This is a genomic window from Thermanaerothrix sp. (genome assembly GCF_056331585.1).
Genome location: NZ_JBWGPQ010000001.1, coordinates 87,239 through 101,604 on the forward strand (window position 1 = coordinate 87,239; position 14,366 = coordinate 101,604).

At 50.3% G+C, this 14,366-nt stretch carries 10 protein-coding genes and 1 other RNA gene; 4 read left to right on the plus strand and 7 right to left on the minus strand.

Annotated elements, in window-relative coordinates:
• Positions 1-69: 69 nt before the first annotated feature.
• The 6 genes from glnA to AC01YT_RS00480 form a co-directional block, all read right to left on the minus strand.
• Positions 70-1,410, minus strand: coding sequence for a type I glutamate--ammonia ligase (glnA, locus tag AC01YT_RS00455; RefSeq protein WP_476672107.1), 1,341 nt, complete (start codon positions 1,408-1,410; stop codon positions 70-72).
• Between the two features lie 434 nt (positions 1,411-1,844).
• Positions 1,845-2,600: a class I SAM-dependent methyltransferase gene (locus tag AC01YT_RS00460; protein WP_476672109.1), complete on the minus strand. Its 756-nt coding sequence runs from the start codon at positions 2,598-2,600 to the stop codon at positions 1,845-1,847.
• The gene (locus AC01YT_RS00465) at positions 2,584-3,756 is read right to left on the minus strand and encodes a radical SAM protein (RefSeq protein WP_476672111.1); all 1,173 of its coding nucleotides are present in this window, start codon (positions 3,754-3,756) and stop codon (positions 2,584-2,586) included. The genes AC01YT_RS00460 and AC01YT_RS00465 overlap by 17 nt, the downstream gene beginning before the upstream one ends.
• A gap of 22 nt (positions 3,757-3,778) precedes the next feature.
• Positions 3,779-5,134, minus strand: a complete 1,356-nt coding sequence (locus AC01YT_RS00470; RefSeq protein WP_476672113.1) for a radical SAM/SPASM domain-containing protein — start codon at positions 5,132-5,134, stop codon at positions 3,779-3,781.
• 15 nt (positions 5,135-5,149) lie between these two features.
• Positions 5,150-6,844 carry a hypothetical protein gene (locus tag AC01YT_RS00475; protein ID WP_476672115.1) on the minus strand — a complete coding sequence of 565 codons (1,695 nt, stop codon included), beginning with the start codon at positions 6,842-6,844 and terminating at the stop codon, positions 5,150-5,152.
• 38 nt (positions 6,845-6,882) lie between these two features.
• Positions 6,883-7,245, minus strand: a complete 363-nt coding sequence (locus AC01YT_RS00480; RefSeq protein ID WP_476672117.1) for a hypothetical protein — start codon at positions 7,243-7,245, stop codon at positions 6,883-6,885.
• A 178-nt stretch (positions 7,246-7,423) separates the two neighbouring features.
• On the opposite strand from AC01YT_RS00480, the gene ligA reads away from it, so the two are divergent.
• Both ligA and AC01YT_RS00490 read left to right on the plus strand, forming a co-directional pair.
• Positions 7,424-9,478 (plus strand): NAD-dependent DNA ligase LigA, encoded by a 2,055-nt coding sequence (gene ligA / locus AC01YT_RS00485; protein WP_476672119.1) that lies wholly within the window; start codon positions 7,424-7,426, stop codon positions 9,476-9,478.
• A 6-nt stretch (positions 9,479-9,484) separates the two neighbouring features.
• Positions 9,485-10,669, plus strand: a complete 1,185-nt coding sequence (locus AC01YT_RS00490; protein ID WP_476672280.1) for a class I SAM-dependent rRNA methyltransferase — start codon at positions 9,485-9,487, stop codon at positions 10,667-10,669.
• Between the two features lie 36 nt (positions 10,670-10,705).
• Here the strand turns inward: AC01YT_RS00490 and ssrA are convergent.
• Positions 10,706-11,094: a transfer-messenger RNA gene (gene ssrA / locus AC01YT_RS00495) on the minus strand.
• Positions 11,095-11,157: 63 nt separating this feature from the next.
• Here ssrA and AC01YT_RS00500 point away from each other — a divergent pair.
• Positions 11,158-11,928, plus strand: a complete 771-nt coding sequence (locus AC01YT_RS00500) for a fumarylacetoacetate hydrolase family protein (RefSeq protein ID WP_476672121.1) — start codon at positions 11,158-11,160, stop codon at positions 11,926-11,928.
• Positions 11,929-12,062: 134 nt separating this feature from the next.
• The gene (locus tag AC01YT_RS00505) at positions 12,063-14,357 is read left to right on the plus strand and encodes a sodium-translocating pyrophosphatase (RefSeq protein ID WP_476672123.1); all 2,295 of its coding nucleotides are present in this window, start codon (positions 12,063-12,065) and stop codon (positions 14,355-14,357) included.
• Positions 14,358-14,366 lie beyond the last annotated feature (9 nt).

The following is a 14,366-nucleotide window of genomic DNA, read 5'->3' on the forward strand; positions in this document are numbered from 1 at the left end:
GAAGAAGAAAATTGAGGGTGCGCATATCCTTCGCACCCTCAATATTTTTATGGTATCGGATTTGAGATCTTATGCGGTTTCCAGGAAGCGTGACAGTTCCCAATCGGTCACCTGGATACGGAATTCGTCCCACTCGGTTAACTTGGCGCGGCGATATGCCTGATACAATGTGGGGTCAAAGGCACCTTTAATAATCTCATCGCGATCAAGTTCCTGAAGGGCTTCATAGAGAGAGCCAGGCAGTTCGCGGATTCCCATTTCTTCCCTTTCTTCGTGATTTAATTCGTAGACATTGACGTTGTTGAGAGGGGGGGGACAAGGAATTTGGCTATCTATGCCATCTAGCCCTGCGACGAGCATGGCGGCAAATGCCAGATAAGGATTAGCCGAGGGATCAGGGAAACGCAACTCAGCCCGAGTAGCTTTGTGCTGTCCGGCAGTATAGCGAGGAATCCGAATGAGCGCGGAACGATTGATTTGTGCCCAGCAAATATAGACCGGCGCCTCATAGCCAGGAACTAGTCGCTTATAGGAATTAACCGTGGGGGCAACGATAGCCGCTAAGGCGCGTGCGTGCGCAAGTTGACCGGCGATAAAACCATAGGCTACCGATGAGAGATGAAATTCATCGTTGGGATCAAAGAAGAGGTTATTTCCCTGCAAGTCGAACAGCGATTGGTGGCAGTGCATCCCTGAGCCGTTAATCCCAAAAATAGGTTTGGGCATGAACGAAGCGATTAATCCATGCTGGGCGGCAATCGCCTTGACAGTATATTTGAGGGTGAGAACATTGTCAGCGGTGCGTAGCGCATCCGCAAAGCGAAAATCAATCTCATGCTGTCCTAAAGCTACCTCATGATGTCCAACTTCAACCTCTAACCCCATGCTTTTCAGGGCTGCCATTAGTTCGGTGCGCACTCGCACAGCCTCATCATCGGAGGAAAAATCAAAATATCCAACAACGTCATGTGGGACCGGACGAATGGTTTCGGGACCGTTACGACGGAAAAGGAAAAATTCCGGTTCAGGACCAACGTTGTACACCCATCCACGCTCTTCACGTAATTTTGCCAAGATGCGCTTTAACGTACCACGTGGATCGCCGGGGAAGGACGTGCCATCGGGTTGATAAATGTCACAGAAGAAACGTGCGCGACGCATATCGGTGGGTGTCCAAGGTAGAACGGCGTAGCTATCTGGATCAACATGTAAGTGCATGTCGCTTTCTTGAATTCGGGCGAAACCCTCGACTGAAGAGCCATCGAACCAGACCCCGTTTTCAAGCGCTCCTTCTAATTGTTCAACGGGGATATCTACGCTCTTAACAGTACCAACCACGTCCACAAATTGGAGAGAAATGAACTTGACATTATCTTCTCTAACCCGGGCAAGTATCTCTTCGGTATCCATAACACTATCCTCCTTGGCTTAAAAAGTTTATGGACATGCCTGGCATGCCCATTAATGCGGTGAATGGGTGCCCTTCTGTAAGTATCAAGCCAATTACAGGTGAAAACCCGAATTGACTACCACTGGTGGGGTTTTGGGCGAGAGATCGTCTCGCGTTTGAACCCCCACCTTTTTCCGAAGGGAGAAAGAAGCCTGTGGTCGGGCTGCAGAGGCATCCGCTGATCTATCCGATTTTCCCCTGCATTTATTCCCCCGCAGGGTTAGCGCTCTCCTCGCGGAGAGGAACCTCCACCTCGTCGCCTTCCAGTAAAGTCCTGAAAGGTTCAGTCGCTATTTCCCCGTTATTCACTTGTCAGGTGCTTGAAAAAAATAATGGCGCAATATTACAGGGGATTTTTTATCTTGTCAAGGGAAAACGAGAAATTATGAAAGTTTTAAGGTTTCTGGGCATAAGCAAAAAAGGTGGGCACAAAAAGGACACGTTCACCTTTTTCCCAGGCGTTGAGGTCAAGCGCTTGCCAGTAGTCTATATCTTTGGCAGGCAGAATGGATTGTAAATCAATTCTCAATCCCAACCACTCACTTGAGGTGATCTCGAGATCGGGAGGGTAATTCCAATATGCCCCAAAGACACCTACGTGAAGATTGATAAGCCCGCTATTTGAGAACAATGAAGCCAGTTTTCGCCCTATGAAGGGATCGCCGCCTGCTTTTTGAATAGCGGTAATTTGTAATTGACCTAGTGTTTCCAAAGGAGAGGGATAGTCAATGCGTCCGCCGTAGTCCGGTTCGGCTAGGGCTGCAATAAAACCGCCTGGTCGAGTGACACGCATCAATTCTCTCATTACGTGCTCTGGGTTAACCCATAATAAAAAATAGTGCGTATAGCAAAGATCGAATGTGTTCGCTGCAAAGGGTAGATTATAGCCATCACCTTGGCACAAATGGCTAGAAGGAAGCAGGTGTTTGGCATGTGATAAATAGGAAAATTGTATATCCAGGCCGTAACAGAGATAAGGCTCCCAAATAGAATCTGAAAGAACCGCTCCAGTGCCGCAACCCACTTCGAGAATTCGTCGAATCGAGTGATTTCCAATTTCTTTCAGGAGGTGTTGTCGAATTTGAGCACTCCACCCCGCTTGGGTGAGGAATCGTTGATGCCAAAACAATAGATCAACGTTGTTTGGCATGTTTCCAAATCATTTCCCAGGGATCAGTAAGTAAATTTCCCAGGACCTCTGTTGCCCCTTGGAATGGTAATACATCGCCGTCTGGTTCTACATAGAGCCATACTATACCAGCTCCCTGGGGAAGGGACTCGGGTGATACGTTAATTTCTAGCGAAACCGGGTTTAAGTGTGAATAGGGAACGGGTAGATCCCATACTAGATGCAGGCCCAAACGGGCTACGAAGTCCCTGGCTTGTTGTAAGGTTTCACCAAGGTGAGGATGACTGGCCGATAGGCTCATTCGGGCAACTTTCATGCGTGCAAGGTGTTCGATGAGAGCCTGGACTTGGGTTTTATTTTCTGGGGTAATAGTTAAGTGCACTGTAAGAGCGAGATCAGCAGCCAGTACATCGTGAATGGCTTCCCACGAGATTTCGTTCATGGGATCAAGGACGATCATGACATGGTCTAAGCCGCTGGCTAAGATGCGGTTGAGGTACTCTTTTTCAACCAACCGTAGGCCAGTGGTGAGCAAACCACTGACCATTCCCAGAGATTCTACAAAAGCAATTAGGTCAATCAAATCTGGCCGTAATGTTGGTTCACCGCCGGTAAAGATGACGTGCGGGATACCCGCCTCCCAGGCTTTGCGCAAGCATTGCTGCCATTCTTCGTAGATCAGTTCGCGTCGCACATGTTCGACCGGGGCGACGTGGCGAATAGATTCATCCTCGGTTCGATATGTTAAAGCGCAATCTAAGCGTAGAGGAGCGCTTAGGGATTCCTGATAAGGAGTATGTCGTTCCATATCCAGATAAATTTCGGGGTCCAAATCAGGAGTGGTGAGTAGTGTTTCCAACCGTTCTAAAAATGCCGTGTAATCCGCCTGAACCTGAGCTTTCGATACGCGGTATCGCTTTGAAATTTCTCGGCTCACTTCTTCCAATGGTGTACCTTTGATACGATGATAGGCAAATTCGGTAGCCGTCTGGTTTAGATGTAAAACGGTTGAGGCATCTAAAATCAGGATGCCTTCTCCATTAGATTCGATTCGCAGGTGCATTCGGTGCGGTTGAGGTGCATCAGGTGGCGATTGCCAGTTATAAACACCGGGTGGAAGCGGATTAAATGGGGGTGGAAATAATTGGTCAATCCATTCACGCCATCTGAATTTCATATTTGCCTCCACCAATGGAGTTTTAGGGGTTTGGATTGGGTGAAACAGCCTGATTGAAGGCATAGGTTAGTGGGCACCCACCCCCGCATTCCTGGAGCAACGCACATTTCTCACACGCGTCAGGTACATAATGGCGTTCACGCAGAGCAACAGCCAGATCGTGATTCCATATGCTTTCCCATGGGGTATTCAGAATATGTCCTAAAGGATGGTAGTAAGACTGACAAGGCAAAACGAAGCCATTTGGTTCAATACACATGTTATACCAAGCCGCTGTGCATCCCTTAAGCCCTAGGCCATTCAACACAGGGTCAAAATGACAATAGCGAGTGGGGGTGTACCAAATTAGACGCTGGCCGTGCTGAGCAGTTTTTTCGCGGGCCAAGGCAAGCAAATCTTGCAATTGTGTTTCGGGAATGCCGGTATTAACCGTGGCACCTCCTCCGGAGTGGATTAGGCCGTTAATGCCCACCGTGGGTACCCCTAATTCGGCCAAAAAGTCCAGGGTTTGAGCAAGGTAGGGGGCGTTTGAAGAGAGCAAAGTGGTGTTGGTCATGACAAAAAAGGGGGGTCTCAGGGCATTACGAATACCTTGGACGGTTTGTGCCCAGGCTCCAGGGCGACCCACAATGCGATCGTGGATGGTAGGATCGTGAGATTCGAGGGTGATTTGGACATGATCCAGACCGGCTTCATATAAAGCGTCAAGGTAGCGGGGATCATGCAGTCGTCGTCCGTTAGTGTTCAAACCTGTGATTTGTCCTCTACTTTCGGCATGGGCGATCAGCACAGGTAAATCTTCGTGCAAAGTGGGCTCGCCGCCGGTAAAAACGATATGGGGGATTCCTATCTCCCATAGGCGATCTATCACCTGTTTCCAGGTTTCGGTTTCTAGCTCCGGATAAGTCCGAGGTCTGGCGTTGTAGCAATGGGCACAATCATTATTACAGCGATAAGTGAGCGCCAGGTCCATTCGATAAGGGGCACTAGAGCGGGAAGAAAACGGCGGGAGTGTTTCTAAATCCAGGTCGCAAATGGGGCACACGCTGTTGGGTTTAATGAGTGCGTTGAGGTGTAAACGGAAATCGTCGAGATCTGCCTTAACTTGAGTGGTTTGGGCTCTAAAATGGGCAACCAGGGTTTTAATGATCACATTCTCAGGATAACCAGACAAGATAAAATAAGCCATTAACGCTGCGGTTGCATTAAGATGATAAATCTGGCTGGCGTTTATCAAAAGACTGCCTTGCCCGCCGGGCTCAATACGCAAATGAATGCGCACTTTGTTCTCAGAGGATTGGCATAAAAAGTGATAGATCCCTGGTAAAGGCAAATCAAGGGCTTTTTGCGAGGGGGAGAGCGCGTTCCACCAACCCATGGTTATTTTTTACCCTTATCGTCCACCGCCCGCACACGCGCATGCACAACCTGCACAAGCGCACGCACAGGCGCAAGCACATGAGCCACCCCCTCCACCCCGACGCGCCATTGAGGAAGAGGTTGGGGGTGGGGGAGGATTGGTGCGGGCGGTAATCTTGCCAGTAAACTCGGTCACGTTGCCGATAACGCTGGCTGAGAAGGCCTCAACCCCACGCACCATCGAGGCCGCAAAATCGGATCCTGGCAGTTTGGGAAGGTTGACGGTGGTCTTTGAACCGCCACCCGATGTGGAAACCGGAGTCGCTGGCATAGAACGGCGGAAGACTGGGTCATATCGTCCCCACCAAGTCGGCACAAAGACCGGTCCAGGAGCGAAAACCTCGTGGGTTTGGTCTTCCCAGCGCCGGTCTAACATGGTCCAATCCATCACTTCGTCATAGATTAAAGCACGAACTTCTGGAGTTTCGGCAGCCCTGACTTGATCCCAGGCTTTCTTGACGATGCTTTCGTAATAAGCAACGGTTTCCTTACGGCTGAAACCGCGCATTTTTTCCGAAACCGTGTTGATGAGGTTAATCATCAACTCTTGTAGGCCTTTTTGTTGTTCCTTGGTCTCTTTACGCCGCATGGCCTCAAGAAATTCAATCTCATAAGGCTGTAAACCTTCGGGCAGGGGTTGAGTAATCTCGAGTTCAAGTGGCTCTTGTTTGATGACTGTGGCTGCCCCTTTTTTGAGAACGGAGAACAAGATCATGGTGAGAATTTTGTCCACTGGTTGTTCCATTAAGATAGCGGCTTCGACCGCAGTTAGGCCGCGTTTGATCCCATAGCCTTCAATGGCGATCTTGGGAGGCAGGTACTGCAAACGCCGTTTTTTGCTCGAGCGATAACCCACGTAGGCGATTGCCACAATGAAGCCCATAAAACCCAGACAACAGAGAAGGCCGATTATGTCCTCATTGATTTGGAAAGAACGCGGATTGGGAACCTCGGTGGCAACAATGGCAGTGGCAGGAATCAACCGTGCCGGAAAGCTGGCACCAAAGATATATTGCGTATAGACATTGGCTTCGGCTGAGCGCCAGGTGTAATAAACACGCCCTTGAGCATCAAGGTTGGTGTAAGGTTCGTCACTACCCGGCCAATTGCCACTGGGTTTGTGATATCGTGGCTCTTCCGTTGTTAGACCGGGTGGCAGGATGATGGTCATTGTGTAGTCGGTTTTTCCTCGGACGAAGGCTTTATCAAACCATGAGGGGCTGAAGACAATACTAGCGTAAGGTTCGGATAGGTCTAGCGTTGATTTGCCAATTGCTCCCTCAATATCGGCGATGGTTACCTTAAGCGTTCCTGTGGATCCCGGTGAAATGGTATGGTTACCTAATGCAATGGCAATCCCCGGTTGCACATAAGGAGAGGGTTCAATGTCCGTTAGAGGAAAACCGTCAATTTCGGCTTTTACCTTTGAAAGGCGGTAATTTTCATTGGGAAGGCCGATGTCCACGACATCAATGGGACTGGCTCCGGGCTGGTTGCGAAATTCAATTTCGTAATAGAGGGTGATCGTTCCATTTGGGTTAACGTAAAGGTCAACCTCTTGACGCGGGACTTCAAAGGCATAACTTTGTGCTAAGGCGATTGGGGATTGAAATCCCAATAGACATATCAGCCAAAAGAGAATGAAAATTGGAAATCCCCACCGTTTCATTGTTCCACTCAATTTAATAACATACTGGAGTGAATAATTTACCACTTTGGCTCTTCGGTCAATTGGTAGGTCGTGCCACAATAAGGACAGGTTACCACAGGGGCTCCGGCTACCATTTTAATGTTTTCGGCTTTCAACGCGCCGCCGCAGGATTTGCACTTAAGCGTATCCAGATTGATATTACCGGGAAGATCCACCTTGAGAGTTACCTGTGGGGCTACATCTTGCTTGGGGCGCCGCGCAGCCCAAAAAATCAGCACTAACCCTAGGGCAATGGTGATCAGTCCCACCGGAATCCACATCAGGTCACCTTGATCCCCGGTTGCCCCCCAGATAAAAAGCACCCCGAAGAAGATCAAGATAGCGGCTACGATGTAAGCGATAATCTTTCCAGCGCTCATTGCATTTTCTCCTCGAGCCTAAACTCTAAGGATTAGTGTAGCATGCTTCTTGGTCGGGCACAATTGGATTAACCTCACATTGGTTTGCAGAATTGTCACACTCATCTTCGCCAATGAGGACCTTTAAAGGGCGGAGTCTAATCGGCCTGCTATAATAAATAGAGGAGGGCAGATAGCTATGGAAACGACATCTCTGGAAGCACTGCGCGATGAATATGAGCGCTTGAAGCGCGAGATTAATTACCATAACTATCGTTACCATGTTCTAGATTCCCCTCTGATCAGCGATTATGAATTCGACCGGTTGATGGCGCGCTTACGCGAAATTGAGGCAGCCCATCCCGATTGGGTGACTCCGGACTCGCCTAGTCAGCGTTCTGGGGGTCCACCGTTAGAGCGCTTCAATAAGGTGCACCATCCTCGCCCAATTCTCAGCCTGGCCAATGCTTTTACGTTAGACGATGTGCGGGCTTGGTACGAACGCTTGGTGCGCCTGGATGAACGCGTACGCCAGGCTGATTTCGTGGTTGAACCTAAAATTGATGGTCTAACCGTAGTGCTTCATTATCATAATGGCCAGTTTGTCTTGGGGGCAACGCGGGGCGATGGGGAGGTGGGCGAGGACATTACGGCGAATTTGCGCACAGTACGTGCCTTGCCCTTGCGTATCCCCGTTCAAGAGTCAGCGCTAAAGCCACCAGAACGCTTAGTTGTGCGAGGTGAAGCCTTTATCACCATTAAAGACTTTGAGGAACTCAATCGGCGGTTGATTGAGGCCGGTGAAAAACCCTATCTAAATCCGCGTAATACAGCCGCCGGGTCTTTGCGCCAGTTAGATCCCTCGCTTACGGCTTCTCGACCTTTGACACTGTTGACCTATGCAATTGTTGATGCCAGCGACTCAGTCCCGACGACTCAATGGGAGACTCTGCAGTATCTCAAGGAATTGGGATTTCCAGTATCAAAAGATGCGGAGTATTGTGCCGATCTTGATGCAGTGCTTGAGGCTTGTGCACGCTGGCTGGATAAACGGGATACGTTGCTGTTTGAGGCGGATGGGATTGTGATCAAAATCAATGATTTACGTTTACAAGATTCGCTTGGGGTGGTAGGCAAGGATCCGCGGGGTATGCTGGCTTTTAAGTTCCCAGCGCGTGAGGTGAGCACAATTTTGCGTGATATTGAAGTCAGTGTAGGGCGAACGGGAGTGTTAACACCCACAGCGGTCTTAGAGCCGGTTGAGATTGGTGGGGTTATCGTTAAGCAAGCCACGCTACATAACTTTGATTACATTGCCGAAAAGGATATCCGTATAGGGGATCGGGTGTTGGTGAAACGCGCCGGTGATGTGATCCCCTATGTTGTAGGGCCTATCGTTGAGGCACGCACCGGGCAAGAACGCATTTTTGAGCCCCCTCAGACATGCCCGGCCTGTGGACAGCCGGTTCAACATTACGAAGGTGAAGTGGCATGGTATTGCGTTAACGCCGCCTGCCCGGCTCAAATCATTCGGAATGTTGAGCATTTTGTATCGCGTTCGGCGATGGATATCACCGGCTTGGGTATTAAAATTGTGGAGCAATTGGTTAAAAAAGGACTGGTTCACGATGTTGCAGATTTATATTATTTAACAAAGGCGGATTTGTTGACCCTTGAGGGCTTTGCAGACAAAAAGGCAGATAACATTCTACGGGCAATTGAAGCCTCAAAGAGTCGCCCTTTGGCGCGCTTGATAAATGCTTTAGGAATCCACGGGGTTGGAGAGGTAATGGCGGCTACGCTGGCGGGGATTTATCCTGACCTGGATGCTTTGTCTCAAGCAACTGAAGATGAGTTACAGCAAATTGAAGGGATTGGCCCAAATATTGCCCAAAGCATTGTGGACTGGTTTTCGCGCCCGACTAACCGTAAGGTTCTTGAAAAACTAAAGGCCGCTGGCGTTTGGCCGGTTGAGAAGAAACAAGTTGCTCCCGAGGTTCCGCTTCCTTTGGCTGGTTTAACCTTTGTCGTGACCGGTACGCTCAAACGTTTCTCACGCGAAGAAGTTAAGGAGTATATTCAATCCCACGGCGGTAAGGTGAGCGAAAGCGTATCACGGAACACCAGTTATTTGATCGTGGGAGAGAATCCGGGGTCAAAACTTGAACGTGCGCGGGCTCTTGGTGTGCCCATCCTCACCGAAGAGGAATTAATCGCTATGGTTGAACATTCATCTGCTCGGAGCCGTAAATAAGTGGGCATCAAACGACTTATCCTAAAGCCGGGGCGAGAGAAGTCTGTGCTTCAAAAGCACCCCTGGATTTACTCGGGGGCTATTGAGAAGGTTGAAGGTGAGCTAGAGCCTGGTGAGACGGTCGCTATTTATTCCTCCCAAAGGCAGTGGCTAGCATGGGCTGGCTATAGCCCACGTTCCTCGATCCGGGCGCGCATTTGGAGTTGGGATGTAAACGAAGCGATTAGGCCCGAGTTTTTCGAGGGGCGGATTGCAAAAGCTATTTCGCGGCGGTGGCATCTTCAAAGTGCTTCATCTACTACCGCTTACCGGCTGATCCACGCCGAATCGGATGGTTTGCCCGGCCTGATAGTGGATCGTTACAGAGATTGGTTGGTCGTACAAATCTTGACTGTGACTATGGAGGTCTGGCGCGATGTTATTTTCAGGAGTTTGCGCCAGTCAACCGGGTTTGATCATATCTACGAGCGCTCGGATGTTGAAGTTCGATCGCTGGAAGGTTTAACCTTGCGAGTTGGCCCCTGCGGGGAAACTTTGCCTCCACCAGTGGTCGAAATTCAAGAGTATGGGCATCGTTTCTGGGTGGATATCCAGCATGGACAGAAAACCGGTTTTTATCTCGATCAGCGCGAGAACCGGCGCATAGTAGGCCACCTAGCGGCAGGAAAAGAGGTATTGAATGCTTTCTGCTATACAGGGGCTTTTTCGGTCTATGCCCTGGCTGGGGGTGCCAAATCGGTTTGTTCGATTGATGTATCAGGTGAAGCGTTACGGCTGGCTCAAGAGAACTTGAAGTTGAACGGTTTCGATCCTGAACAACATGAATGGGTAGAGGGGGATGTATTCCAGGTGTTGCGGCATTTCCGGGATGTGGGGCGCAAATTTGATTTGATCATCCTTGATCCGCCGAAATTTGCACCCACGACGGCACAAATTGCCCGGGCGGCGCGAGGGTATAAAGACATCAACTGGTTGGCGTTCCGGCTTCTCCGGCCTGGCGGACTTTTAGTCACATTTTCTTGCTCGGGGGGCGTGACTCCGGAATTGTTTCAGAAAATCGTCGCCGATGCTGCACTAGATGCAGGGGTCGAGGGGCGTATTCTTATGCGCCTGTATCAGGCTCCAGATCATCCGGTGGCTCTAAACTTTCCCGAAGGGCTTTATCTAAAAGGCTTGGTGGTTGAGATATAAAAGCGAGCCGCGCATACGTTGCTGGCTCGCTTTTTGAAGTGGAGATGGCGGGAATCGAACCCGCGTCCGAAAGATTCGACCCTCGAACATCTACGAGCGTAGTTGGTCTTTGCTTTTCGCGCTACTCCCGACGACCAACAGAACGGGAGCCACGCTAGCCGCTTTATCTTTCGCACAGCCCGCGGCTTGCTGTGCGGCAGCCTGGCTTTCTCACGCCCGCTCTACCACCGGCCAGGCAGCGGGGTAGGCAGACGTGGCCTCACACTTGGGAGGCCAGGGTGCTCGCCCTTATTGGCTTACGCAGCCAGGGGCAGAGCAGCGTAATTCGTGCGGTTGGCACTTATTTTTTGCGCTGATTTTACGAGGTCGGCGCCTCTCGGCTCGCCGTTCGGGATCAGCCTCTTCCGTCGAAGCCGTTCATCCCCTTGGCATTTTTATTATATAATATGTTGTCAAGTCTGGCAACCGCGTCATTACGGAGGTCATGGATGCGTCTGGTGCGTTATCTTCACGAGGGGGAAATTCAATATGGTTGGGTGTACGGAGATTTTGTGGGGCCAATTGAAGGGGATCCTTTCAGTGAATATCGGCGCCTGGAAGCACGGTTGCCGATTACCGCTGTTAAACTATTGGCGCCGGTTCAACCCAGCAAGATTATTTGCGTAGGGCGAAATTACGTTGAACATGCTCACGAGCACGGTGTCGAAGTGCCTGAGGTACCCTTATTATTCCTTAAGCCCCCCTCTTCGGTGATAGGTCCAGGAGATTATATCGTCTTGCCACCCCAGTCGCAACAAGTTGAGCATGAAGCAGAACTTGCGGTCGTTATTGGACGGCGGGGAAGGTGGATCAGTACGGATGAGGCGGATAAGTATGTGTTTGGTTATACCATTGGAAACGATGTAACTGCGCGTGATTTGCAACGCCGTGATGGACAATGGACACGCGCTAAAGGTTTTGATACTTTTTGTCCCTTAGGACCATGGGTGGAAACAAATCTGGATATTAGAGATTTGCCTATTATCTGTCGAGTGAATGGTGAAGTCCGTCAATTTGGCTCGACTCGTGATATGGTTTTCTCGGTAGCCCAGTTGATTGCTTTTATTTCCTCAGTTATGACTCTGGAGCCTGGCGATGTTATCCTTACTGGTACACCAGCAGGTGTATCACCAATTTATCCAAACGACCTTGTTAGTATCACCATCGAGGGCATTGGTGAGTTAAGCAATCCGGTTAGCGTTGAAACGACGGTGCGATAAGATATGATCATCTGTGATTTGACAGGGAGGGCCGGGTGATTACAATAAACTCTGGCACAAGGCGAAAATCGGGGGGCACATTAACTCAACCGATTTTTGCTTAACCGAAACCCAATCATTTTTTGGAGGCTAGTATGGATATACTGGGTCTTTCCAGGCACGGATTGACGACACCGTTTGAACAACTGGGCGTGCTTGGAGTATTGGTTGTCGCCGTCATTAGTTTGCTTTATGCTTGGTTCCTGCGTTCCAAGGTTGTACGTTACGATAAAGGAACGCCCCAAATGCAGGAGGTTTGGGAAGCCATTCGACAAGGGGCTGAAGGCTACCTCAATCGTCAGTTGCGGACAATACTGCCCGCGATTGCGCTTTTGACCATTGCCTTGTTCTTGAGTGTGGCAATTGTGGAACCAACCCCTGAGGCTACCCGTGAATTTGGCCACTTGGGCGAGCGCAATGTGGTGCTAATTGTTGCCGTTGGCCGAACGGTAGCCTTTATTATGGGGGCTACATTCTCTCTTCTCGTTGGGCAATTGGGAATGCGCATGGCGATTCAGGCCAGTGTGCGCGCGGCTTCTGCGGCGCGACGTAGTTTTAATGAGGCTCTGACAGTTGCTTACTACGCCGGAACCATCACCGGAATGCTTACGGACGGCTTGGGCCTCATGGGGGGAACGCTCATTTTTATCGTCTTTGGTCGCGCTGCACCGGATGCCTTGCTGGGCTTTGGCTTCGGTGGAACACTATTGGCGCTCTTTATGCGTGTAGGAGGCGGTATTTACACCAAAGCCGCAGATGTTGGAGCCGACCTGGTTGGAAAGGTTGAGAAGGATATTCCCGAAGATGATCCGCGCAACGCTGCAGTGGTTGCCGATCTGGTGGGGGACAACGTGGGAGATTGTGCCGGAATGGCGGCAGACATCTTCGAATCCTATGAGGTAACCATTGTTTCGGCGTTGATCCTGGGGTTGGCGTTATTTGAAACCACAGGTGAAATTAAGTGGATTGTCTATCCATTACTTATTCGTGCCATTGGTGTCATTAGTTCGATCATTGGTACCTTCACGGTGCCAATTTGGGAGCGTTTCCCGCTCAAGTTTTTGCGTGCTCACGATGCTGAAGAGGCGATGTTCCGTTCCTACGAGGTCTCCAGCGTCAACACCATCCTTTTCTCGTTCCTGCTAGCTATTTTCTATGCCCATGACTGGCGCTTGGGATTGCTGACCACGTTGGGGGTGGGGTTGGCGGTAGCATTCAATCCGTTGACTTCCTATTTTACGTCAACGAAGCGAGCACCAGTGCAAGAAATTGTCAAAGCAACCAAGACCGGCCCTGCCACTACAATTCTCTCCGGTTTAGCCGTTGGGATGGAATCAAGTGTCTGGGCACTGGTGGTGATTGCGATTTCGTTTGTTGGTGCGCTGCTTATTTACCAGGCAGATGGTCCACAGTTTGTCTTATACGCAGTCTCAATGATCGGCATCGGTATGCTCAGCCATACCGGTAACAACGTCGCCATGGATTCTTATGGTCCTATCTCCGATAATGCCAATGGGATTGCCGAGATGGCCTGGCACGACATGACCGATGAGGTCACACTCAAGGCGCGGCAAATTATGGCCGATTTGGATGCTGTGGGCAACACGACTAAGGCCATAACCAAGGGGATTGCGATTGCTTCAGCAGTGATTGCGGCGGTTAGTCTCTTTGCCTCTTATATCACCGATGTCAATCGAGTCATGCCCGGTGCTTTGGAGTCCATCCGGGTTTCGGATACCACTGTGTTCATCGGTTTCCTTTTGGGTGGGGCTCTTCCTTGGCTCTTCAGTTCTCTGTCCATTCGCGCGGTTTCGCGCGCAGCGGGACAAATTGTGGAAGAGGTGCGTAATCAATTTAAGATTCCCGGCATCATGGAAGGGACACGGAAACCCGATTATGCACGCGTGGTATCGATCTCGACACGGTCGGCACAGAAGGAACTCATCCCACTGGCTGTGATCGCTATTGCGATGCCGTTACTCGTGGGCTTGATCTTGCAAGTCGAATCCCTCGGTGGATATCTGGCGGGTGTCATCCTCAGCGGTCAGTTACTGGCAGTCTTTATGGCTAATGCTGGCGGTGCTTGGGATAACGCCAAAAAGTCTATTGAGGACGAACCACGCAATTTAGAGCAAAATACTGGCAAGGGTTCAGAGCGGCATAAGGCTGGTGTGGTCGGTGATACCGTTGGTGATCCTCTAAAGGATACGGCTGGTCCAGCGCTTAACCCGATGATAAAGGTGGTCAATCTGGTCAGCCTCTTGGCGGCGCCGTTGATTGTGCGGGCGCGGCTGGGCGATCCGATCATCTGGGTAGCCATTGTGATTTTGTTTGCTGGAATGGTCTGGGCCATTTACCAAAGCAAGCGCCCTGTCCCTGAACTAGAATAAGGCATCTAA

Coding starts and splice junctions, on each gene's coding strand:
- glnA (WP_476672107.1), bottom strand. CDS start 1,410: ATGGATACCGAAGAGATACTTGCCCGGGTTAGAGAAGATAATGTCAAG.
- AC01YT_RS00470 (WP_476672113.1), bottom strand. CDS start 5,134: ATGGGTTGGTGGAACGCGCTCTCCCCCTCGCAAAAAGCCCTTGATTTG.
- AC01YT_RS00465 (WP_476672111.1), bottom strand. CDS start 3,756: ATGAAATTCAGATGGCGTGAATGGATTGACCAATTATTTCCACCCCCA.
- AC01YT_RS00480 (WP_476672117.1), bottom strand. CDS start 7,245: ATGAGCGCTGGAAAGATTATCGCTTACATCGTAGCCGCTATCTTGATC.
- AC01YT_RS00475 (WP_476672115.1), bottom strand. CDS start 6,844: ATGAAACGGTGGGGATTTCCAATTTTCATTCTCTTTTGGCTGATATGT.
- ligA (WP_476672119.1), top strand. CDS start 7,424: ATGGAAACGACATCTCTGGAAGCACTGCGCGATGAATATGAGCGCTTG.
- AC01YT_RS00460 (WP_476672109.1), bottom strand. CDS start 2,600: ATGCCAAACAACGTTGATCTATTGTTTTGGCATCAACGATTCCTCACC.
- AC01YT_RS00505 (WP_476672123.1), top strand. CDS start 12,063: ATGGATATACTGGGTCTTTCCAGGCACGGATTGACGACACCGTTTGAA.
- AC01YT_RS00500 (WP_476672121.1), top strand. CDS start 11,158: ATGCGTCTGGTGCGTTATCTTCACGAGGGGGAAATTCAATATGGTTGG.